Origin of the sequence: Candidatus Marithrix sp. Canyon 246 (assembly GCF_001723685.1) — a bacterium.
Classification (GTDB): domain Bacteria; phylum Pseudomonadota; class Gammaproteobacteria; order Beggiatoales; family Beggiatoaceae; genus Marithrix.
Map to the genome: position 1 here is coordinate 138,924 of NZ_MCBX01000044.1, position 19,079 is coordinate 158,002.

32 protein-coding genes are annotated in these 19,079 nt (G+C 35.1%); 31 read left to right on the forward strand and 1 reads right to left on the reverse strand.

Annotated features, from left to right (window positions below; translation table 11 throughout):
• Positions 1–26: 26 nt before the first annotated feature.
• Genes fusA through rplQ form a run of 29 tightly spaced genes read left to right on the forward strand, consistent with a single transcriptional unit; the run spans position 27 to position 15,407 of the window.
• Positions 27–2,126: an elongation factor G gene (gene fusA / locus BHU68_RS15810; RefSeq protein ID WP_069472247.1), complete on the forward strand. Its 2,100-nt coding sequence runs from the start codon at positions 27–29 to the stop codon at positions 2,124–2,126.
• 4 nt (positions 2,127–2,130) lie between these two features.
• Positions 2,131–2,442 (forward strand): 30S ribosomal protein S10, encoded by a 312-nt coding sequence (gene rpsJ, locus BHU68_RS15815; protein WP_069472248.1) that lies wholly within the window; start codon positions 2,131–2,133, stop codon positions 2,440–2,442.
• A gap of 12 nt (positions 2,443–2,454) precedes the next feature.
• On the forward strand, positions 2,455–3,096 hold the full coding sequence (rplC, locus tag BHU68_RS15820) for a 50S ribosomal protein L3 (RefSeq protein WP_069472249.1): 642 nt from the start codon (positions 2,455–2,457) through the stop codon (positions 3,094–3,096).
• Positions 3,096–3,704 carry a 50S ribosomal protein L4 gene (gene rplD, locus BHU68_RS15825; protein ID WP_069472250.1) on the forward strand — a complete coding sequence of 203 codons (609 nt, stop codon included), beginning with the start codon at positions 3,096–3,098 and terminating at the stop codon, positions 3,702–3,704. Before rplC ends, rplD begins: the two co-directional genes overlap by 1 nt.
• Positions 3,701–3,997 carry a 50S ribosomal protein L23 gene (gene rplW, locus BHU68_RS15830; protein ID WP_069472251.1) on the forward strand — a complete coding sequence of 99 codons (297 nt, stop codon included), beginning with the start codon at positions 3,701–3,703 and terminating at the stop codon, positions 3,995–3,997. Before rplD ends, rplW begins: the two co-directional genes overlap by 4 nt.
• A gap of 17 nt (positions 3,998–4,014) precedes the next feature.
• Entirely contained in the window at positions 4,015–4,845 is an 831-nt protein-coding gene (rplB, locus tag BHU68_RS15835; protein WP_069472252.1) for a 50S ribosomal protein L2, read from the forward strand.
• A 15-nt stretch (positions 4,846–4,860) separates the two neighbouring features.
• A complete protein-coding gene (gene rpsS / locus BHU68_RS15840) occupies positions 4,861–5,136 on the forward strand; it encodes a 30S ribosomal protein S19 (RefSeq protein WP_069472253.1) in 276 nt (91 codons plus the stop codon).
• Between the two features lie 19 nt (positions 5,137–5,155).
• The gene (gene rplV, locus BHU68_RS15845) at positions 5,156–5,488 is read left to right on the forward strand and encodes a 50S ribosomal protein L22 (RefSeq protein ID WP_069472254.1); all 333 of its coding nucleotides are present in this window, start codon (positions 5,156–5,158) and stop codon (positions 5,486–5,488) included.
• A gap of 10 nt (positions 5,489–5,498) precedes the next feature.
• Positions 5,499–6,137, forward strand: a complete 639-nt coding sequence (gene rpsC, locus BHU68_RS15850; protein WP_069472255.1) for a 30S ribosomal protein S3 — start codon at positions 5,499–5,501, stop codon at positions 6,135–6,137.
• 6 nt (positions 6,138–6,143) lie between these two features.
• Positions 6,144–6,557 carry a 50S ribosomal protein L16 gene (gene rplP / locus BHU68_RS15855; protein ID WP_069472256.1) on the forward strand — a complete coding sequence of 138 codons (414 nt, stop codon included), beginning with the start codon at positions 6,144–6,146 and terminating at the stop codon, positions 6,555–6,557.
• The gene (gene rpmC / locus BHU68_RS15860) at positions 6,557–6,757 is read left to right on the forward strand and encodes a 50S ribosomal protein L29 (RefSeq protein WP_069472257.1); all 201 of its coding nucleotides are present in this window, start codon (positions 6,557–6,559) and stop codon (positions 6,755–6,757) included. Before rplP ends, rpmC begins: the two co-directional genes overlap by 1 nt.
• Complete coding sequence (gene rpsQ / locus BHU68_RS15865; protein ID WP_069472258.1) at positions 6,754–7,017, forward strand: 30S ribosomal protein S17; 264 nt, start codon at positions 6,754–6,756, stop codon at positions 7,015–7,017. The genes rpmC and rpsQ overlap by 4 nt, the downstream gene beginning before the upstream one ends.
• Positions 7,018–7,038: 21 nt before the next feature.
• On the forward strand, positions 7,039–7,407 hold the full coding sequence (gene rplN, locus BHU68_RS15870) for a 50S ribosomal protein L14 (RefSeq protein WP_069472259.1): 369 nt from the start codon (positions 7,039–7,041) through the stop codon (positions 7,405–7,407).
• A 14-nt stretch (positions 7,408–7,421) separates the two neighbouring features.
• On the forward strand, positions 7,422–7,739 hold the full coding sequence (gene rplX, locus BHU68_RS15875) for a 50S ribosomal protein L24 (protein ID WP_069472260.1): 318 nt from the start codon (positions 7,422–7,424) through the stop codon (positions 7,737–7,739).
• Between the two features lie 7 nt (positions 7,740–7,746).
• Positions 7,747–8,286 (forward strand): 50S ribosomal protein L5, encoded by a 540-nt coding sequence (rplE, locus tag BHU68_RS15880; protein ID WP_069472261.1) that lies wholly within the window; start codon positions 7,747–7,749, stop codon positions 8,284–8,286.
• Positions 8,287–8,297: 11 nt separating this feature from the next.
• Positions 8,298–8,603, forward strand: a complete 306-nt coding sequence (gene rpsN / locus BHU68_RS15885) for a 30S ribosomal protein S14 (protein WP_069472262.1) — start codon at positions 8,298–8,300, stop codon at positions 8,601–8,603.
• Positions 8,604–8,615: 12 nt separating this feature from the next.
• Positions 8,616–9,008: a 30S ribosomal protein S8 gene (gene rpsH / locus BHU68_RS15890; RefSeq protein ID WP_069472263.1), complete on the forward strand. Its 393-nt coding sequence runs from the start codon at positions 8,616–8,618 to the stop codon at positions 9,006–9,008.
• Between the two features lie 18 nt (positions 9,009–9,026).
• Positions 9,027–9,560, forward strand: a complete 534-nt coding sequence (gene rplF, locus BHU68_RS15895) for a 50S ribosomal protein L6 (protein ID WP_069472264.1) — start codon at positions 9,027–9,029, stop codon at positions 9,558–9,560.
• Positions 9,557–9,910, forward strand: a complete 354-nt coding sequence (rplR, locus tag BHU68_RS15900; RefSeq protein ID WP_069472265.1) for a 50S ribosomal protein L18 — start codon at positions 9,557–9,559, stop codon at positions 9,908–9,910. The genes rplF and rplR overlap by 4 nt, the downstream gene beginning before the upstream one ends.
• 1 nt (position 9,911) lies before the next feature.
• Positions 9,912–10,415 carry a 30S ribosomal protein S5 gene (gene rpsE / locus BHU68_RS15905; protein WP_069472266.1) on the forward strand — a complete coding sequence of 168 codons (504 nt, stop codon included), beginning with the start codon at positions 9,912–9,914 and terminating at the stop codon, positions 10,413–10,415.
• Entirely contained in the window at positions 10,412–10,594 is a 183-nt protein-coding gene (gene rpmD, locus BHU68_RS15910; protein WP_171899518.1) for a 50S ribosomal protein L30, read from the forward strand. The genes rpsE and rpmD overlap by 4 nt, the downstream gene beginning before the upstream one ends.
• A 2-nt stretch (positions 10,595–10,596) precedes the next feature.
• Positions 10,597–11,031, forward strand: coding sequence for a 50S ribosomal protein L15 (gene rplO, locus BHU68_RS15915; RefSeq protein WP_069472268.1), 435 nt, complete (start codon positions 10,597–10,599; stop codon positions 11,029–11,031).
• Positions 11,032–11,063: 32 nt separating this feature from the next.
• The gene (gene secY, locus BHU68_RS15920; protein ID WP_445082187.1) at positions 11,064–12,392 is read left to right on the forward strand and encodes a preprotein translocase subunit SecY; all 1,329 of its coding nucleotides are present in this window, start codon (positions 11,064–11,066) and stop codon (positions 12,390–12,392) included.
• A gap of 55 nt (positions 12,393–12,447) precedes the next feature.
• The gene (gene rpmJ, locus BHU68_RS16680) at positions 12,448–12,561 is read left to right on the forward strand and encodes a 50S ribosomal protein L36 (RefSeq protein ID WP_083234128.1); all 114 of its coding nucleotides are present in this window, start codon (positions 12,448–12,450) and stop codon (positions 12,559–12,561) included.
• 36 nt (positions 12,562–12,597) lie between these two features.
• On the forward strand, positions 12,598–12,954 hold the full coding sequence (gene rpsM, locus BHU68_RS15925) for a 30S ribosomal protein S13 (protein ID WP_069472270.1): 357 nt from the start codon (positions 12,598–12,600) through the stop codon (positions 12,952–12,954).
• Positions 12,955–12,983: 29 nt separating this feature from the next.
• Positions 12,984–13,373 carry a 30S ribosomal protein S11 gene (gene rpsK, locus BHU68_RS15930; protein ID WP_069472271.1) on the forward strand — a complete coding sequence of 130 codons (390 nt, stop codon included), beginning with the start codon at positions 12,984–12,986 and terminating at the stop codon, positions 13,371–13,373.
• Positions 13,374–13,375: 2 nt separating this feature from the next.
• Entirely contained in the window at positions 13,376–13,996 is a 621-nt protein-coding gene (gene rpsD, locus BHU68_RS15935; protein ID WP_069472272.1) for a 30S ribosomal protein S4, read from the forward strand.
• A gap of 13 nt (positions 13,997–14,009) precedes the next feature.
• Entirely contained in the window at positions 14,010–14,999 is a 990-nt protein-coding gene (locus BHU68_RS15940; RefSeq protein ID WP_069472273.1) for a DNA-directed RNA polymerase subunit alpha, read from the forward strand.
• 21 nt (positions 15,000–15,020) lie between these two features.
• Positions 15,021–15,407: a 50S ribosomal protein L17 gene (gene rplQ, locus BHU68_RS15945; protein WP_069472274.1), complete on the forward strand. Its 387-nt coding sequence runs from the start codon at positions 15,021–15,023 to the stop codon at positions 15,405–15,407.
• 45 nt (positions 15,408–15,452) lie between these two features.
• Here the strand turns inward: rplQ and BHU68_RS15950 are convergent, their stop codons facing one another.
• Positions 15,453–16,118, reverse strand: coding sequence for an OmpA family protein (locus tag BHU68_RS15950; protein ID WP_171899668.1), 666 nt, complete (start codon positions 16,116–16,118; stop codon positions 15,453–15,455).
• A gap of 105 nt (positions 16,119–16,223) precedes the next feature.
• On the opposite strand from BHU68_RS15950, the gene BHU68_RS15955 reads away from it, so the two are divergent.
• Together BHU68_RS15955 and dndD are read left to right on the forward strand one after the other, a co-directional pair.
• The gene (locus BHU68_RS15955) at positions 16,224–16,973 is read left to right on the forward strand and encodes a ribonuclease T2 family protein (RefSeq protein WP_069472276.1); all 750 of its coding nucleotides are present in this window, start codon (positions 16,224–16,226) and stop codon (positions 16,971–16,973) included.
• Positions 16,970–18,919: a DNA sulfur modification protein DndD gene (gene dndD / locus BHU68_RS15960; protein ID WP_069472277.1), complete on the forward strand. Its 1,950-nt coding sequence runs from the start codon at positions 16,970–16,972 to the stop codon at positions 18,917–18,919. Before BHU68_RS15955 ends, dndD begins: the two co-directional genes overlap by 4 nt.
• Positions 18,920–19,079 lie beyond the last annotated feature (160 nt).

Sequence of the window (19,079 nt, forward strand, 5' to 3'; positions counted from 1 at the left end):
ATAAAAACTTTAAATTATAACTAGATATGGCACGTAAGACACCCATTGATCGCTACCGTAATCTTGGTATCATGGCCCATATTGATGCGGGCAAAACCACAACCACTGAACGTGTTCTTTATTACACAGGTGTTTCGCATAAAATAGGCGAAGTCCATGATGGTGCTGCTACCATGGATTGGATGGAACAAGAACAGGAACGTGGTATTACTATTACATCTGCCGCTACTACCTGTTTTTGGAAAGGTATGGCTGGACAGTTTCCAGAGCATCGAATTAATATTATTGATACTCCCGGACACGTTGATTTTACTATTGAAGTAGAACGCTCACTACGTGTATTAGATGGAGCATGTGCAGTTTTTTGTGCAGTCGGTGGAGTAGAACCTCAATCAGAAACAGTTTGGCGACAAGCAAATAAGTATGGAGTACCACGTATAGCTTTTGTCAATAAAATGGACAGAGCTGGTGCAGATTTTTTACGAGTAGTTGGACAACTAAAAGACCGTTTAGCAGCTAATCCTGTTGTATTGCAAATACCTATTGGTGCTGAAGAGAATTTTGAAGGGCTTGTCGATCTAGTTAAGATGAAAGCCATTTATTGGGAAGAAGCTAACTTAGGTGTTAAATTCGAGGAACGTGAAATCTCAAGCGAGATGCAAGATCTTTGTGATGAATGGCGCGAAAAGTTAGTCGAAACCGCAGCAGAAGCTACTGAAGAGTTGATGGAAAAATATCTTGAAGATGGAGAATTATCTCAAGATGAAATTCGTCAAGGTATTCGCCAACGTACTATTGCAAATGAAGTTGTTCCTACCATATGTGGTTCAGCCTTTAAGAATAAAGGCGTTCAAGCAATGTTGGATGCAGTAATTGACTTTATGCCTGCACCTACTGATGTTGCTAGCATACGTGGCGTTTTAGATGATAAAGATGAAACCGAATCCAGCAGAAAATCTAGTGATGACGAACCTTTTGCAGCTTTAGCATTTAAAATAGCTACTGATCCTTTTGTTGGTAATCTAACATTTTTCCGCGTTTATTCTGGTGTTTTAAATTCAGGTGATACAGTTTATAACCCATTAAAAGGTAAACGTGAACGGATTGGGCGTATTCTACAAATGCACGCCAATTCACGTGACGAAATTAGGGAAGTTAGAGCTGGTGATATTGCAGCAGCAGTTGGATTAAAAGACGTAACCACTGGCGAAACATTATGTGATAAAAATAATGTTATTACCTTAGAAAAAATGGAATTTCCTGAGCCAGTAATATCCATTGCAGTAGAGCCAAAAACTAAAGCTGACCAAGAAAAAATGGGCATCGCTTTATCTAAACTAGCGGCTGAAGATCCTTCATTCAGAGTACGTACAGATGAAGAATCTGGGCAAACAATCATATCTGGTATGGGTGAATTACACCTTGATATTATTGTTGATCGTATGCGTCGTGAGTTTAATGTCGAAGCCAATATTGGATCACCACAAGTTGCCTATCGCGAAACCATTAAAGCAACTATTGAACAAGAAGGTAAATTTGTACGTCAATCAGGTGGTCGTGGTCAATATGGTCATGTTTGGTTAAAAATTGAACCACAAACCTTGGGTACTGGTTATGAATTTGTCAATGAAATTGTTGGTGGTGTAGTTCCTAAAGAATATATTCCAGCAGTTGATAAAGGCATACAGGCACAAATGAAAAATGGTGTCATTGCTGGTTATCCGGTAGTTGATGTCAAAGTTACCCTTTTTGATGGTTCATATCATGAAGTTGATTCTAGTGAAATGGCTTTTAAAATTGCTGGTTCACAATGTTTCAAAGAAGGTGCTAAGCGAGCTAAGCCAGTTTTAATGGAACCAATAATGAAGGTTGAAGTTGTTACGCCTGAAGATTATATGGGTGACATTATGGGTGATCTTAATCGTCGTCGCGGTATTTTACAAGGTATGGATGATATTCCAACTGGTAAAGTAATTACTGCCGAAGTACCACTTGCTGAAATGTTTGGTTATGCAACTGATGTACGTTCTATTTCACAAGGACGCGCTAGTTACACTATGCAGTTTGAAAAATATGGCGAAGCTCCTGCAAATATTGCAGATGAAGTAATTAAAAAGAATCAGTAATATTATGGCAAATCAAAGAATTCGCATACGTTTAAAAGCTTTTGATCATAAGTTAATTGATCAATCAGCGCGTGAAATTGTAGAAACAGCAAAACGTACTGGGGCACAAATTCGTGGTCCCATACCTTTGCCTATCAAGAAAGAAAAGTTTACGGTTTTGATTTCTCCGCATGTTAATAAGGATGCTAGAGATCAATATGAAATTCGCACTCATAAACGCTTATTAGATATAATTGATCCAACTGATAAAACAGTTGATTCTTTAATGAAATTAGATCTAGCAGCAGGTGTGAACGTACAAATTAAATTAAATTAAAGAGGTTATAAAATGGCTCTTGGAGTTATCGGTCGTAAATGTGGTATGACTCGCATATTTACAGAAGACGGGTTATCTATTCCAGTGACCGTTATCGAAGCGCAGCCTAATCGTGTGACTCAATTGAAAACCAAAGAAACTGATGGTTATGAAGCTGTTCAAGTAACTTGTGGAAGTCGTCGTGCTAAGCGTGTAAATAAACCGGCAAGTGGACAATTTAAAAAGGCTGGTGTTGAAGCTGGACGTGGTTTCTGGGAATTTCGTATTGAGAATGAAGATTTAGATCTTCAGTTGGGTAGTGAAATTAAAGTTGATATTTTCAACGATGGGCAGTTTGTAGATGTGACTGGTACTAGTAAAGGTAAAGGCTTTGCTGGGGTAATCAAACGTCATAACTTTAGTATGCAAGATGCAACTCACGGTAATTCTTTAGCACATCGTGCCGCCGGTTCTATTGGTCAAAACCAAACACCGGGACGTGTTTTTAAAGGTAAGAAGATGGCTGGGCATATGGGTAATGTACGTCGCACAATCCAGAATCTTGAAGTTGTGCGTGTTGATTCTGAGAAAAATTTAATTTTAATTAAGGGTGCTGTTCCCGGCGCACCGGGTGAAGATGTTATTGTACGCCCAGCAGTTAAGAAGGTGAAATAATGGAATTGAGCCTACACAGTGACGCAGGGGTTATTAATGTGTCTGATGCAGTGTTTGATGTGAAATTTAATGAGACTTTAGTTCATCAATCAGTCACTGCTTATTTAGCAGCAGCTCGTTCTGGTACACGCGCCCAGAAAAGTAGATCTGATGTACAAGGCACAGGCGCAAAACCTTGGCGACAAAAAGGAACTGGACGCGCACGTGCTGGTACTGTTAAAAGTCCTTTATGGCGTAGTGGTGGTGTTACTTTTGCTGCTAAGCCTCAAAATTATGCACAAAAATTAAATAAAAAAATGTATCGTAGCGCATTATGTTCAATATTATCTGAATTGGCGCGTTCGACTCGTTTAATAGTTGTTGAAAATTTTTCAGTTGATACACCTAAAACTAAGAAACTGCTTGAAAAATTAAAGCCTTTTGATGTTAAGAATTTATTAATTATTACAGAAAATATAGAAGATAATCTTGCTTTAGCGGCACGTAACCTACATCAAGTAAATTTAAATGATGCAAAAGGTGTTAATCCCGTGAGTTTAGTGGGTTCAGAAAAAATTATAATTACTGTGCCAGCCTTAAAGCAATTAGAGGAAAGATTGGCATCATGAATCAAGCTAGGTTAATGCAAGTATTAATTGCACCACATGTTTCTGAAAAAGCTCTAAGGGTAGCAGATCGTAATAGACAGTTTGTATTTAAAGTATTACCAAGTGCAAATAAAGATGAAGTAAAGCAAGCTGTTGAATTATTATTTAAAGTTAAAGTTAATAAAGTACAAATTAGTTGTGTTAAAGGCAAGAAAAAAGTCTTTGGCAAAATTAATGGTAAACGTTCTAATTGGAAAAAAGCCTATGTAGGTTTACAAGAAGGTTTTGATATTAACTTTAGGGTTAGTGATTAAAAGGATAAAATAATATTATGGCACTTGTAAAAGCTAAACCTACATCAGCAGGCAGACGTTTTGTAGTAAAGCAAAATAATGCTTTATTACATAAAGGTAAGCCTCATAAAGCTCTGTTAGAAAAGAAGTCCAAGACAGGTGGACGTAATAATAATGGACGTATCACTGTTCGTCATCATGGTGGTGGACATAAGCAGCATTATAGAATTATAGATTTTAAACGTAATAAAGATGGAATTGAAGCTAAGGTGGAACATATTGAATATGATCCTAACCGTAGTGCTCATATTGCGTTAATGTTATATGCTGATGGTGAACGTAAATATATTATATATCCAAAAGGTTTGAATGTTGGTGATACAATTATTTCTGGTACTCATGTACCAATAAAAGCTGGTAATTGTATGCCCTTACGTCATATTCAAATGGGTAGTACAGTACATTGTATTGAATTAAAACCTAGTAAAGGTGCACAATTAGCTAGAAGTGCTGGCACATACGCTCAATTAGTAGCTCGTGAAGGTCAATATGTAACATTACGTTTACGTTCTGGTGAAACTCGTAAAGTTCTAAGTGATTGTCGTGCTACAATTGGTGAAGTTGGAAATTCTGAACATAATCTAATTTCTTTAGGTAAAGCTGGTGCTTCCAGATGGAGAGGTATTAGACCTACTGTACGTGGTGTTGCTATGAACCCGGTTGATCACCCTCATGGTGGTGGTGAAGGACGTACTTCTGGTGGTCGTCACCCTGTAACTCCTTGGGGCTTTCCAACTAAGGGTGCAAAAACTCGTACTAATAAACGTACTAATAAGATGATTGTTAGACGTAGATCGTCTTCACGATAAGGATTAAAAAATAATATGCCACGTTCCATTAAAAAAGGGCCTTTTATTGATCTTCACTTATTGAAAAAAGTGGAGAAAGCTATTGCAACTAAAAACAAACGCCCCATAAAAACATGGTCGCGTCGTTCAATGGTACTCCCCGAAATGGTTGGATTAACAATCGCTATTCATAATGGTCGTCTACATGTTCCTGTGTTTATCAGTGAAAATATGGTTGGACATAAATTAGGTGAATTTGCAGTAACGCGAACCTTTAAAGGCCATCAAGCGGATAAAAAATCTAAACGCTAAATTATAATTAATAATTGATATGGAAGTATTAAGTAAACATAAATATGTGCGTATTTCTCCGCAAAAGTGTCGGTTAGTTGCTGACCAAATTCGCGGATTACCGGTTGAACGAGCACTAAATATTTTAAAATTTAGTAATAAACGCGCAGCAGTATTATTGAAAAAAACATTAGATACTGCGATTGCAAATGCAGAAAATAATGAAGGTGCAGATATTGATGAATTGCGTGTTTCTAGTGTCTGTGTTGATGAAGGACCAACTATGAAACGTATGCGTGCCCGTGCTAAAGGACGGGGTAGTCGAATTTTAAAACGTACTAGTCACATTTTAGTGACAGTTTCTGACGCTTAAGAGAAAAATTATGGGACAAAAAGTACATCCTATTGGTATCCGTTTAGGTATAGTTAAAGATTGGTCATCTAAATGGTATGCTGATAGCAAGGATTATGCTGATTATCTTAATACAGATTTACAAGTACGCACTTTCATCAAAAAGAAATTAGCACGAGCCTCTGTAAGTGAAGTTCGTATTGAACGACCAGCACGTAATGCTAAAATTATTATTCATACTGCTCGCCCGGGTATTGTGATTGGTAAAAAAGGTGAAGATATTGATAAGTTACGGACCCAAGTTTCAAAACTTATGGGTATTCCAGTACATATCAGTGTAGAAGAAATTCGTAAACCTGAAATTGATGCCTATTTAGTAGCAGTTAATGTTGCTCAACAATTAGAGCGACGCATAATGTTTAGACGTGCTATGAAAAGAGCCGTTGGTAACGCCATGCGTTTAGGTGCTCAAGGCATTCGTATTAATGTTGGCGGTCGTTTAAATGGTGCTGAAATTGCGCGTACTGAATGGTATCGCGAAGGACGGGTACCTTTACATACTTTACGTGCTGATATTGATTATGGTGTTGCAGAAGCAAAGACAACCTATGGCATTATAGGTGTTAAAGTATGGATATTTAAAGGTGAAATTCTTGGTAAACAGGAATAGTTAATTATGTTACAACCGAAACGTACCAAATTTAGAAAACAGCAAAAAGGTCGGAATCGAGGACTTGCTCAACGTGGTAATAAAGTTAGTTTTGGTGAATTTGGGTTAAAAGCAACTGGACGCGGACGTATTACTTCACGTCAAATTGAAGCAGCACGACGTACTATTACTCGTCATGTAAAACGTGGTGGTAAATTATGGATTCGGTTATTCCCAGATAAACCAATTAGCAAAAAACCACTAGAAGTCCGTATGGGTAAAGGTAAAGGTAGTGTTGAATATTGGGTAGCTTTGGTACAGCCCGGTAGTATGCTTTATGAAATTGAAGGTGTTTCTGAAGATATTGCTCGTGAAGCATTTCGTTTAGCATCAGCAAAATTATCGGTATCAACTACTTTTGTAAGTCGGACGGTGATGTGATGACAGCTAAAGAGCTTAGAGAAAAAAGCAGTGATGACTTAAACAAAGAACTGCTTGATTTATTGAAAGAGCAATTTAATTTACGTATGCAAAAAGCTAATGAGCAATTAAATAGGCATACCCAATTAAGAAGCGTCCGACGTAATATTGCTAGAGTAAAAACGATATTAAATGAAAAAAAGAAGGGTAGCCTTGCATGACTGATCAAGCAAAAGTAATACGGACCCTTACTGGACGTGTAGTCAGTAATAAAATGGAAAAAACTATTACTGTATTAATTGAACGAAAAGTAAAGCATAGTATGTATGGTAAATATATAAAACGTTCAACTAAATTACATGCCCATGATGAAGAGCAATTATGTAAGGAAGGCGATCTAGTAGAAATTTTACAATGCCGCCCTTTATCTAAAACAAAATCTTGGCGTTTGCATAAAATTGTAACAGGGTCTGTTGCTTAAAATAGATGGAGTTTAAAAAATATGATACAAATGCAATCAATGTTAGACGCTGCCGATAATAGTGGGGCACGTCGGATTAAATGTATCAAAGTATTAGGTGGATCGCATCGTCGTTATGCAGGGATTGGTGATATAATTAAAGTCAGTATCTCTGATGCTATGCCACGTAGTAAAGTAAAAAAAGGTGAAGTTTATAACGCCGTAGTAGTTAGAACCAGAAAAGGTGTTAGACGTTCTGATGGTTCCTTAATTCGTTTTGATGGTAATGCTGCGGTATTATTAAATGCTCAGTTACAACCCATTGGTACTCGTATTTTTGGACCAGTAACCCGTGAATTAAGGGGTGAGCGTTTTATGAGAATTATATCTTTAGCCCCAGAAGTTCTTTAGATTTAAATATTAATATGCGTAGAATTAGAAAAGGTGATGATGTTATAATCATCACGGGCAAAGACAAAGGTAAGCGCGGTAAAGTAGTTCAATTTAGTCGTAATGATCGCGTTTTAGTAGAAAATATTAATTTAGTTAAGCGTCATACTAAAGGCAATCCTATGAAGGGTACCCAAGGTGGTATTCTTGATAAAGAAATGCCGATACACATTTCCAATGTAGCGCTTATTAACTCAACTACCGATAAGGCTGACAAAGTCGGTTTTAAATTTCTTGAAGATGGCACTAAGGTGCGTTACTTTAAGTCAAATGGCGAAGTAATAGCGGATTAAGATATAAATGGCAAGGTTACAAACATATTACCGTGAGACAATTGTTTCAGAATTAAAGGAACAATTTGGCTATAAAAGCATTATGCAAGTGCCAAAGATTGTACAAATTGTCTTAAACATGGGTTTAGGTGAAGCAGTTGGCGATAAGAAAATAATTGAACGAGCTGTAGCAGATATGACAGCTATTGCGGGTCAAAAACCTGTAGTTACTAAAGCACGTAAATCTATTGCTAATTTTAAAATTCGTGAAGATTGGCCGATTGGTTGTAAGGTAAATTTACGTAGTGATCGTATGTATGAGTTTCTTGATAGACTCATTAATATAGCTATTCCGCGTATTAGAGACTTTCGTGGTTTTAATACAAAGTCTTTTGATGGCCGTGGTAACTATAGTTTAGGTATTAAGGAACAAATTATTTTCCCTGAAATTGATTATGATAAAATTGATGTTCTTAGGGGTATGGATATAACAATTTGTACTAGCGCACCGACAAATGAAGAAGCTCGTGCATTATTAACTGCATTTAGTTTTCCATTAAAGAAATGAGGTTTTAATCAATGGCAAAAATGTGCATGATTAATCGAGAAGCTAAACGCATACGATTAGTAAAAAAATATGCTGAAAAACGTGCTGAATTAAAAAAAATATTAGCGGATGTTAATACTAGTGACGAAGAATATGAAAAGGCAAGAAAAAAGTTTCAATCTTTGCCTAGAGATTCTAGTCCATCTCGTATTCGTAATCGTTGTAGAATCACTGGTCGTCCGCATGGCTTTTATAGAAAATTTGGTTTAGGTAGAAATAAGTTGCGTGAATCGGCTATGCAAGGGTTTATTCCCGGATTGGTAAAATCAAGTTGGTAAGGATATAGATTTATGAGTATGTCAGACCCTATTGCCGATATGCTTACGCGCATTCGTAATGCTCAAGCGGTGACAAAAAAAGAAGTAGCAATACCAAATGCAAAAATCAAAATAGAAATTGCTAAAATTTTAAAAGAAGAAGGTTACATAATAGATTATAGTGTTTCTAATGATTTAAAAGCTATTTTAACAATTATCTTAAAGTATTATGAAGATAAACCTGTAATAAGTAATATTCAACGTGTTAGTACACCGGGTTTACGTATTTACAAAAATAAAGATGATTTACCTAAAGTATTAGCTGGTTTAGGTATTGCAATTATTTCTACTTCTAAAGGACTTATGACAGATCGTAATGCGCGTCATGCAGGTCATGGTGGTGAAATTATATGTACGGTCTCTTAAGATAAGGTATATAAAATAATGTCCAGAATTGCTAATAGTCCAGTTGAAATTCCTAATGGTCTTGAAGTTAAGCTTGACGAACAAGTAATTATAGTAAAAGGTAAAAAAGGCAGTTTAGAGCAGCAATTACCTAAAGAAGTTGAAATTAAGCAAGTAGATAATGTATTGACATTTGCAGCTCGTAATAATGTAAAAACAGCAAAAGCTTTAGCAGGCACAATACGAGCATTAGTCAATAATATGGTGCTGGGAGTCACAGCAGGTTTTGAAAAAAAATTAAAATTAGTTGGTGTGGGTTATCGCGCTCAAATACAGGGAAAAGTATTAAATCTGAATTTAGGTTTTTCTCATCCAATCAATTTTAATATACCTGAAGGTATTACTATTGAAGCACCAAGCCAAACAGAACTCGTTGTAAAAGGTATTAGTAAGCAACAAGTTGGACAAATTGCTGCTAATATTCGTGCTTTTCGTCCACCAGAACCTTATAAGGGCAAAGGTGTGAAATATGCTGATGAAGTCATAGTAAGAAAAGAAGCTAAGAAAAAATGATTAAAAAAATAAGTCGTTTACGTCGTAGCAAACGTACTAGAGCTACTATTAAAAGATTAGGTGAAACACGTTTATGTATAAATAAGACTCCACGTCATATTTATGCACAACTAATTGCACCAAATGGTTCTGAAGTTCTAGCTAGTGCATCTAGCTTAGATAAAGAATTTAAAAAAGATCATAATAATGGTGGTAATGTAGAAGCAGCTACTTTAATTGGCTCTATGATTGGTCAACGTGCTAAATCACTGAATATTACTAAAGTAGCTTTTGATCGTTCTGGATTTCAATATCATGGTCGTATCAAAGCATTAGCAGATGCTGCACGTAAACAAGGATTAAATTTTTAATATGGCAAATTACGATAATTCACGTAATAAAAGTGATGATTTATTAGAAAAATTAGTTTCTGTCAATCGTGTTGCTAAAGTGGTAAAAGGTGGACGTATCTTTAGCTTTACTGCTTTAACAGTTGTTGGAGATGGCAAAGGAAAAGTTGGCTTTGGTTATGGTAAAGCTCGTGAAGTGCCAATAGCAATTCAAAAAGCAATGGATAGTGCGCGTAAGAATATGCTTAATGTTCCTTTAAAAGGAACAACGTTACAATATCCTATTGTAGCTGAACATGGGGCGGCTAAGGTTTATATGCAACCAGCTTCTGAAGGTACAGGAATCATTGCTGGTGGTGCAATGCGTGCAGTTTTTGATGTTTTAGGTGTACGTGATGTATTAGCAAAAACTATTGGTAGTTCCAATCATAAAAATGTTGTACTTGCGATGTTTAATGGCTTAAAGAATATGGCTAGTCCTGAGTCTATAGCTGCTAAACGTGGTAAAAGTATTGAAGAATTATGAAAAAGATGCTAAGAGTAACGCAAGTAGGCAGTGTGAATAGACGCAAACCAGATCATAAGGCATGTGTAGCAGGCTTAGGATTAAGAAGAATGCACCATACTGTTGAAGTAGAAGATACTCCAGCTATACGTGGTATGATCCAAAAAGTGGTCTATTTGTTGAAAGTGGAAAAAGTTTAATCATGTATCTGAATACGTTAAAACCAGCACCCGGTACTAAAACAGTAGCAAAACGTGTTGGACGTGGTATTGGCTGTGGTTTTGGAAAAACCTGTGGACGTGGTCATAAAGGTCAACGCTCACGTTCTGGTGGTTATCATAAAGTCGGTTTTGAAGGCGGACAAATGCCATTACAAAGGCGTTTGCCAAAAGTTGGTTTTGTTTCATTAAAAGCCAAATTTACTGCTCAAGTGTGTTTACATGAACTTGAAGCAGTAAAAGAGGATGTAGTAACTTTAGTGAATTTAAAAGCCGCCAATATTATTCCACAAACTAGTAAACGCGCTAAAGTAATTGTTTCAGGGAAATTAACAAAAGCTATAACCATTAAAGGATTAGCGGTCACAAAAGGCGCACGCTCTGCAATAGAGGCTGCTGGTGGAACGATTGAAGATTGATTTTCAATTTTAAAAAGAGGACTTAAGTGGCTATTAATACAGCGAGTGAATTAGGAAAATTGGGTCGTTTAACCGAGCTAAAACAACGTTTGTTGTTTGTGCTAGGTGCAATAATTGTTTTTCGCATAGGTACTTTTATTCCTGTTCCCGGAATTGATCCGGTAGCATTAGCGAATATGTTTGAATCGCAACGCGGTACGATCTTAGACATGTTTAACATGTTTTCAGGTGGTGCTTTAGAGCGTTTTTCTGTCTTTGCGATAGGAATTATGCCTTATATTTCTGCATCTATTATTATGCAATTGTTGACTGTGGTATCACCAAAGTTAGAGCAATTGAAAAAAGAAGGAGATGCAGGGCGACGTAAAATTACTCAATATACTCGTTATGGAACATTAGTATTAGCACTTTTCCAAGCTACAGGTGTGGCTATTGCTTTAGAAAGTCAAAATGTTGTCATTGAATCAGGTATGGCTTTTAAAGTAACAGCTGTCATGACTTTGGTAACCGGTACATTATTTTTAATGTGGTTAGGTGAACAAGTTACTGAACGTGGAATTGGCAATGGTATTTCCATCATTATTTTCGCTGGTATTGTGGCAGGTTTACCTTCAGCAGTAGGTGGTACCTTAGAATTGGCACGTACTGGTCAATTACATGTATTAACATTATTGTTATTATTTGCGATAATTTTATTTGTAATAGCTTTTGTGGTATTTGTAGAACGTGGTCAGCGTCGTTTAACAGTAAATTATGCCAAACGTCAGATTGGTAATAAAATGTATGCTGGACAAAGCAGTCATTTACCATTAAAGTTAAATATGGCTGGTGTGATTCCACCTATTTTTGCTTCTAGTATTATTTTATTTCCAGCTACTTTAGGTGGTTGGTTAGGTAGTGCTGAAGGTATGACATGGTTAAAAGATTTATCTCAAACCTTGTCACCGGGACAACCATTATATGTGTTTGCATATGCAGTTGCGATTATATTTTTCTGTTTTTTTTATACAGCTTTAATATTTAATCCAAAAGAAATAGCAGATAATTTAAAAAAATCAGGTGCTTTTATCCCCGGTGTCAGACCCGGGAAACAAACAGCAGCATATATTGATACAGTAATGTCGCATTTAACATTAGCGGCTGCTATTTATATAACAGCAATTTGTTTGTTACCAGAATTTTTAACATTAAAATGGAATGTTCCATTTTATTTTGGTGGTACTTCATTGTTAATTATTGTTGTGGTGACAATGGACTTTATGTCGCAAGTACAAGCGCATTTAATGTCACATCAATATGAAAGTTTGATGAAAAATACTAATTTAGGTGGTGGTGATAGTCGGAATCCACTATTGCGTTAATACTATTCATCGGTTATCAATCATCAGATAACCGATAATTAAAATTTAGTTAAATATGAAAGTCAGAGCTTCAGTAAAAAAGATTTGTAGAAATTGTAAGGTTATTCGTCGTAATGGCTCAGTCAGAGTTATTTGTAAAGAAAAACGACATAAGCAGCGACAAGGTTAATAATAGAAATCATTAATAATTAAAAGAGAGTAATTTATGGCCCGTATTGCTGGTATAAATATCCCAGTACATAAACATACAGTCATTGCATTGACCTCAATTTATGGTATTGGTAATACTACAGCACAAAATATTTGTGATACCCTAGGTATTCCACATAAGCTTAAAGTAAAAGATTTAAAAGATGAAGAATTAGAGAATTTACGTGCTGAAGTTGCCAAATATAATGTTGAAGGTGATTTACGTCGTGAAGTTTCAATGAATATTAAGCGTTTAATGGACTTAGGCTGTTATCGTGGTATGAGACATAGACGTGGTTTACCTGTACATGGTCAACGTACCAGTACTAATGCTCGGACTCGTAAAGGTCCTCGTAGAGCTATTAAGAAATAACTTTAAATTAATAATTTATAATTAAAAATATGGCGAAGGCAGCACAGCGTTCACGTAAGAAAGTAAAAAAGAATGTAACTGATGGCATTGCCCATGTACATGCTTCTTTTAATAATACCATCATTACCATCACAGATCGTCAGGGCAACGCTTTAGGTTGGGCGACTGCTGGTGGTAGTGGTTTTCGTGGTTCACGTAAAAGTACACCTTTTGCTGCTCAAATAGCGGCTGAAAAGGTTGGTAATATAGTTAAAGAATTTGGTGTTAAAAATTTGGATGTCAGAATAAAAGGACCGGGTCCAGGACGAGAATCAGCCGTTCGGTCTTTAAATGCTAATGGATTTAAGATTATTAGTATTACAGATGTGACACCAATTCCGCATAATGGTTGTCGTCCTCCTAAAAGACGTAGAGTTTAAATATGGCAAGATATCTTGGTCCTAAATGTAAATTAAGCCGCCGTGAGGGTGTGGATCTATTTTTAAAAAGTCGTACACGCAGTTTAGATTCTAAATGCAAGTTAGAGAAATTACCGGGACAGCATGGTGATAAGCGTCCTCGTATGTCTGACTATGCATTGCAATTACGTGAAAAACAAAAAATACGCCGACTTTATGGTGTTTTAGAAAAGCAATTTCATAATTATTATGTGAAAGCAAGTAGCTTAAAAGGTTCAACAGGCGAAAATTTATTGACATTACTAGAATGTCGTTTAGACAATATTGTATATCGCATGGGATTTGGTGTGACTCGTGCTGAAACTAGACAATTAGTAAGTCATAAAGCTATTTTAGTAAATGATAGTGTAGTAAATATTGCTTCTTACCAAGTGAAAGCGGGCGATGTTATATCTATCCGTGAAAAAAGTCGTAAACAATTGCGTATTCAAGCAGCATTAAATAGTGCTAAGGAATATGGTTTCCCTGAATGGGTTGATGTTGATGTCGATAAAATGCAAGGGATATTTAAATCTACACCAGAACGTGGTGAATTACCAAGTGATATCAATGAACAACTGGTAGTGGAATTGTATTCCAAATAGGGGCAAGCCTATCATGATGGAATTATTAAAACCACGTATAGTTGATGTTCAACATATCAATGAAACAACAGCATTAATTACATTAGAGCCTTTGGATCGTGGTTTTGGCTATACATTAGGTAATGCTTTAAGACGAGTATTATTATCTTCTATGCCGGGAGCTGCGGTAGTAGAAGTTGTAATTGATGGTGTATTACATGAATATACCCCAATTGAGGGTGTACAAGAAGATGTCATTGATATATTATTAAATTTGAAGGGTTTAGCCATTCGCATGGAAGGTTGTGAAGAGGTAAATTTGCGACTAACTAAACAAGGACCGGGTCCAGTATGTGGTTCTGATATTATTGTAGATAGTAATGTAGAAGTAGCAAATCCTGATCATGTTATTGCTAATTTGACAAAAGCCATTGATTTCAATATGAATTTGAAAATAATGATGGGGCGCGGTTATCAGCCCGCTAGTCAAAGAATTCAAGATGATGATAATGAAACTCCTATCGGTACTTTAAAGTTAGACGCTTCTTTTAGTCCAATTTTGCGCGTATCTTACCAAGTTGAAAGGGCACGAGTTAAACAACGTACTGATCTTGATAAGCTAATTATTGACATAGAAACTAACATGACAATTGATCCAGAAACTGCTGTAAAAACAGCGGCTGGTATTTTACAAGATCAATTGTCTGTTATTGTTGATTTAAAAGGTGATGTTGAGGCAGAAAATACCACAACAGAAAAGAATGAAATTGATCCAATTTTATTACGACCTGTTGATGAGTTAGAATTAACAGTACGTTCTGCTAATTGTTTGAAAGCAGAAAGAATTTTATATATTGGTGATTTGATTCAAAAATCAGAAACAGAATTATTAAAGACACCAAACCTTGGTAAGAAATCTTTAACAGAAATTAAGGATGTATTAGCCTCACGGGGACTTTCTTTAGGGGCACGTTTAGAAAGTTGGCCTCCTCCCGGATTGGAGGATAATTCAAAAGATTCTTAATGAAACGAATAAAGGAAAATTATGCGCCATAGAAAGAAAGGTCGGCACTTAAATAGGACCAGTAGTCATAGAAAAGCAATGTTTAAAAATATGGCTGTGTCACTTTTTCGCCACGAAATAATTAAAACAACTTTACCTAAAGCTAAAGAACTACGTAGAGTAGTAGAACCTTTAATTACTTTATCTAAAGAAGATAGCGTTTCTAAACGTCGTTTAGCTTTTGCTAGATTAAGAGATAGAGAAATTGTCACAAAATTATTTAATGAATTGGGTCCACGTTATAAGGAACGTCCGGGTGGATATTTAAGAATTCTTAAATGTGGCTTTAGAACGGGTGATAAAGCACCAATGGCTATTGTTGAATTAGTGGATAGACCAATAATAGAAGAAGAAGAAACCGAAGTTTAAAAACTTGTGAAACCTTGAAATCAATTGATTTCAAGGTTTTATCATTTATTGTGAATTTTGATATAATTCGGCGGCACGTTGTTGATCAATTGTAATTTTAATTACAACGCGACGATTTAATGCTCTACCATCTTCTGTATCATTAGGAACAATTGGTTTACTTTCACCATAACCAACTGAACTCAATTTAATTGATGGATTTTTTGCATTGAGGTAATTTTTAATAGATTCAGCCCGTTGTTCAGATAGTGTCTGATTATAGTCATCTTCACCCCTATCATCAGTATGACCTTCAATAAGAACTATATTTTCAGGATATTTAGATAGTACATCAGCGAATTTATCTAATTTAGTATGTTCAGAAGGTTTTATACTAGCATCATCAAAATCAAAAAGTACTTTCATTTGAAAGTCAATTTTTTCATTGCCTTCTTCTTTTTCCACTTTTACCTGACTAACACCGGGTATTGTATTTAGTTCCTGAGCTTGTTTATCTATCCGATTACCAATAAACCCTCCGATTCCTGCACCTATGACGCTGCCAATAATTGCGCCTTCTTTTTCACGTCCGGGTTTATCTCCAATTGCAGCTCCAATTGCAGCGCCAGCTACTGCGCCAATTCCAGTTCCTTTTATGGCATTACTAGTACCGCAAGCAGTTAAATAACTCAGGCTTGTGATTAATATTGTCGTTCCTACAAATTTTTTCATCATTTTATCCTACAAGTTTTAAAAAACATATATAATATCGCATTAGTATTAGAAATAATTTTTTTATTTCTGTCAAGTCTTTTCTTCATTATGAGTAATTTTAATATGAAATATTTAGTTAAGTTTATGTTTATAGTATTATTGAGTACAAGTTCGTATTCACAAGCCTATAGTAAGGCAGGTTCTTTTGATTATTATGTTTTAGCTCTTAGTTGGCAATCGGCTTTTTGTGAATATCGGCGTGGTAAACCAGCCTGTCGTTCTCAAAAGAAAAGTGATTTTAGTGCCTATAACTTTGTTTTACATGGACTTTGGCCAAATAAGAAGGGACGTAATGGTCATCGTTATGGTTATTGTAATGTGTCTAAGTCTATCAAATGGAAGGATAAAAAAAGACGTTGGTGTAAGATGCCATCTTTGAATTTATCTAACAGTGTCAGAACGGATTTAAATAAATTTATGCCGGGTACTATGTCATGTTTACAACGTCATGAGTGGTATAAACATGGTAGTTGTTCTGGTTTGTCAGAGAATAAGTATTATGAAGTATCTAATCGTTTGGTGGATTTGTTTTCAAAAACTAGTTTTAATAAATTAGTTGCTAATAATGCTGGTAATTATATTCGACGTTCTAAATTATTGAGGGCGTTTGATCAAGAATTTGGTAAAGGTAGTCGCGCTTATTTGGGCTTAAAATGTAAAAGAGTTAGAGGTAAAAAATTGTTAACTGAAATTAGAATACGGTTACAAAAGGATTTATCTAAGATTGATAATTTCAAAGATGTGTTACCAACACGAAGGTTTAAAACTATGCGTGGTAATTGTCCATCTCGTTTTAAGATTGATGCTTTATGATTTTTGAAGAATTTGTATTAGAAAATGTTGGTATTTATAAGGGTCGTCATATTGTTAATTTGCTACCAGCTTCATCGAAAAAAGTTATTATTTTATTTGGTGGTTTGAATGGTAGTGGTAAAACGACTTTGTTAGAGGCTTTGCAATTGGTACTTTATGGTAAGTTTGCAAAGACTACGGTTAATTATTTAGATTATTTGGCGAAAATGATTAATCGTAATGTGGATCCTGTAGATGGAGCTAATTTGGAGTTACAATTTAGACATTTTAGAGAAGGTAAAGAAGAAGCGATTCGTATTCGTCGTTCATGGAGCTTGAATGGTAAGAATATTAAGGAAAGTGTTGAAGTTCAACGCGATGGAGTTTTAGATCCTGTGATTACTGAGCGTTGGTATGAATATGTTGAGGAATTTATACCGGCGCAAATTGCTAGTTTGTTTTTTTTCGATGGGGAAAAAATTGAGGCTTTTGCTAATCAAGATAAAGCGGCACTGTTGCTTAGGATTGGTATTCAAGCCTTGTTGGGTTTGGATTTAGTTGATCGTTTAGATACTGATTTATTAACTATCGAACGTAAACGTAAAGCTCAACTTCAATCACAGCAAACGATTGATGAAATTATGGGCTTAGAAAAAGAACTTAAACAGTTGACAATTGAAAATAAAAATATTAAACAAGAAAAAACTGAAATTAAATTAAGTTTAAAAGATTTAAAAATTACACAAGATAAATTCAAAAAAGAATATCGTCGTGAAGGTGGGGAATTATTTGAGCAAAGACAGTTAATTGAAAATGATTTAATAAATCGTAAACAACAATTATTGGAAAAGAATAAAGAGTTACGTGAGATTGCCACTGGTGATACTCCGTTGTTGTTGGTATCTGATTTGTTAAATCAAGTTGATGAGCAGGTATCTTTAGAACAAGAAGTTGAACATATTGGTATGTTAAATCAAACTCTTATTAAGCGTGATAATGCAATATTGAAATTGTTAAAACAACAACAAGTTGCTGGTTCTGCTTTATCTGTATTGAAAACATTTATAACAAAAGATAAAACTGAGCGTGAGGAAAAGTTAAAAACAGAATGTTATTTGAATCTTAATAGTTCGGCATTAGTGCGTTTAGAGAGTTTAGGAGATATTAAAAAATCAACAAAAAAATTAATTAAACAAGCTCAAATATTAACTGATCAAATAGAAGCTTATGAACGGAAATTAGATAGTATTCCTGATCCTTCTAGTTTAGATGGTATTAATGAAAAATTAAAGAATATAAAAGCAGAGATTGAGCAAAAAGAGTTTAAATTAGAACAATTAATACAAGAATCAGAACGTCTTCAAAATGATATTGTACGTAAAAAAAATGTTTTAAATAAAACTTATGAAGATAATGCACGGGAACAATTTATAAATGAAACTAAACGCCGAATATTAAAGCATTCTGAAACAGTACGTGAGACTTTAGAAAAATTTCGTATTGCTATGTTAAAAAAACATATTAATAAATTAGAAAGTTTAATTTTAGATAGTTTTCAAAATTTAATTAGAAAAGAGAATTTTATTAGCGGTATAGAAATTAATCCTATGGATTATAGCTTTAAACTTTATACAGGCAATAAGGAATCTTTAGCTACTGAGAATTTATCTGCTGGTGAAAGGCAGTTGTTAGCTGTTTCTATTTTATGGGGTTTAAGTAGAGCGTCTGGCAGACCATTGCCAGCTATTATTGATACGCCTTTAAGCCGCTTAGATGGTCAACATCGTCAGAATTTAGTTGAAAATTATTTTCCTCAAGCGAGTCATCAAGTTATTTTGTTATCTACTGATGAAGAGATTAATAAGAAATATTATAAAGAATTAAAACCTGCTATTGGGCGCACTTATCATATTTGTTATGATGAGGAATTACAATCTTCTGTTTTTAAGACTGATTATTTGTTTTGAAAATAACTTCAATAGTCTTTCCTTGTTCTTCAACTAATTCTCGTTTTCCGACTGCTTCCCAGTTTTTAATTGGCTTTTATAAGTGTTTAGATGCACTTGATAATTTGTAGTTAAGTATAATAGTATTAAGTACAGCGAATTACGTGGACAAACAAATTAT

Coding starts and splice junctions, on each gene's coding strand:
- fusA (WP_069472247.1), top strand. CDS start 27: ATGGCACGTAAGACACCCATTGATCGCTACCGTAATCTTGGTATCATG.
- rpsJ (WP_069472248.1), top strand. CDS start 2,131: ATGGCAAATCAAAGAATTCGCATACGTTTAAAAGCTTTTGATCATAAG.
- rplC (WP_069472249.1), top strand. CDS start 2,455: ATGGCTCTTGGAGTTATCGGTCGTAAATGTGGTATGACTCGCATATTT.
- rplD (WP_069472250.1), top strand. CDS start 3,096: ATGGAATTGAGCCTACACAGTGACGCAGGGGTTATTAATGTGTCTGAT.
- rplW (WP_069472251.1), top strand. CDS start 3,701: ATGAATCAAGCTAGGTTAATGCAAGTATTAATTGCACCACATGTTTCT.
- rplB (WP_069472252.1), top strand. CDS start 4,015: ATGGCACTTGTAAAAGCTAAACCTACATCAGCAGGCAGACGTTTTGTA.
- rpsS (WP_069472253.1), top strand. CDS start 4,861: ATGCCACGTTCCATTAAAAAAGGGCCTTTTATTGATCTTCACTTATTG.
- rplV (WP_069472254.1), top strand. CDS start 5,156: ATGGAAGTATTAAGTAAACATAAATATGTGCGTATTTCTCCGCAAAAG.
- rpsC (WP_069472255.1), top strand. CDS start 5,499: ATGGGACAAAAAGTACATCCTATTGGTATCCGTTTAGGTATAGTTAAA.
- rplP (WP_069472256.1), top strand. CDS start 6,144: ATGTTACAACCGAAACGTACCAAATTTAGAAAACAGCAAAAAGGTCGG.
- rpmC (WP_069472257.1), top strand. CDS start 6,557: ATGACAGCTAAAGAGCTTAGAGAAAAAAGCAGTGATGACTTAAACAAA.
- rpsQ (WP_069472258.1), top strand. CDS start 6,754: ATGACTGATCAAGCAAAAGTAATACGGACCCTTACTGGACGTGTAGTC.
- rplN (WP_069472259.1), top strand. CDS start 7,039: ATGATACAAATGCAATCAATGTTAGACGCTGCCGATAATAGTGGGGCA.
- rplX (WP_069472260.1), top strand. CDS start 7,422: ATGCGTAGAATTAGAAAAGGTGATGATGTTATAATCATCACGGGCAAA.
- rplE (WP_069472261.1), top strand. CDS start 7,747: ATGGCAAGGTTACAAACATATTACCGTGAGACAATTGTTTCAGAATTA.
- rpsN (WP_069472262.1), top strand. CDS start 8,298: ATGGCAAAAATGTGCATGATTAATCGAGAAGCTAAACGCATACGATTA.
- rpsH (WP_069472263.1), top strand. CDS start 8,616: ATGAGTATGTCAGACCCTATTGCCGATATGCTTACGCGCATTCGTAAT.
- rplF (WP_069472264.1), top strand. CDS start 9,027: ATGTCCAGAATTGCTAATAGTCCAGTTGAAATTCCTAATGGTCTTGAA.
- rplR (WP_069472265.1), top strand. CDS start 9,557: ATGATTAAAAAAATAAGTCGTTTACGTCGTAGCAAACGTACTAGAGCT.
- rpsE (WP_069472266.1), top strand. CDS start 9,912: ATGGCAAATTACGATAATTCACGTAATAAAAGTGATGATTTATTAGAA.
- rpmD (WP_171899518.1), top strand. CDS start 10,412: ATGAAAAAGATGCTAAGAGTAACGCAAGTAGGCAGTGTGAATAGACGC.
- rplO (WP_069472268.1), top strand. CDS start 10,597: ATGTATCTGAATACGTTAAAACCAGCACCCGGTACTAAAACAGTAGCA.
- rpmJ (WP_083234128.1), top strand. CDS start 12,448: ATGAAAGTCAGAGCTTCAGTAAAAAAGATTTGTAGAAATTGTAAGGTT.
- rpsM (WP_069472270.1), top strand. CDS start 12,598: ATGGCCCGTATTGCTGGTATAAATATCCCAGTACATAAACATACAGTC.
- rpsK (WP_069472271.1), top strand. CDS start 12,984: ATGGCGAAGGCAGCACAGCGTTCACGTAAGAAAGTAAAAAAGAATGTA.
- rpsD (WP_069472272.1), top strand. CDS start 13,376: ATGGCAAGATATCTTGGTCCTAAATGTAAATTAAGCCGCCGTGAGGGT.
- BHU68_RS15940 (WP_069472273.1), top strand. CDS start 14,010: ATGATGGAATTATTAAAACCACGTATAGTTGATGTTCAACATATCAAT.
- rplQ (WP_069472274.1), top strand. CDS start 15,021: ATGCGCCATAGAAAGAAAGGTCGGCACTTAAATAGGACCAGTAGTCAT.
- BHU68_RS15950 (WP_171899668.1), bottom strand. CDS start 16,118: ATGAAAAAATTTGTAGGAACGACAATATTAATCACAAGCCTGAGTTAT.
- BHU68_RS15955 (WP_069472276.1), top strand. CDS start 16,224: ATGAAATATTTAGTTAAGTTTATGTTTATAGTATTATTGAGTACAAGT.
- dndD (WP_069472277.1), top strand. CDS start 16,970: ATGATTTTTGAAGAATTTGTATTAGAAAATGTTGGTATTTATAAGGGT.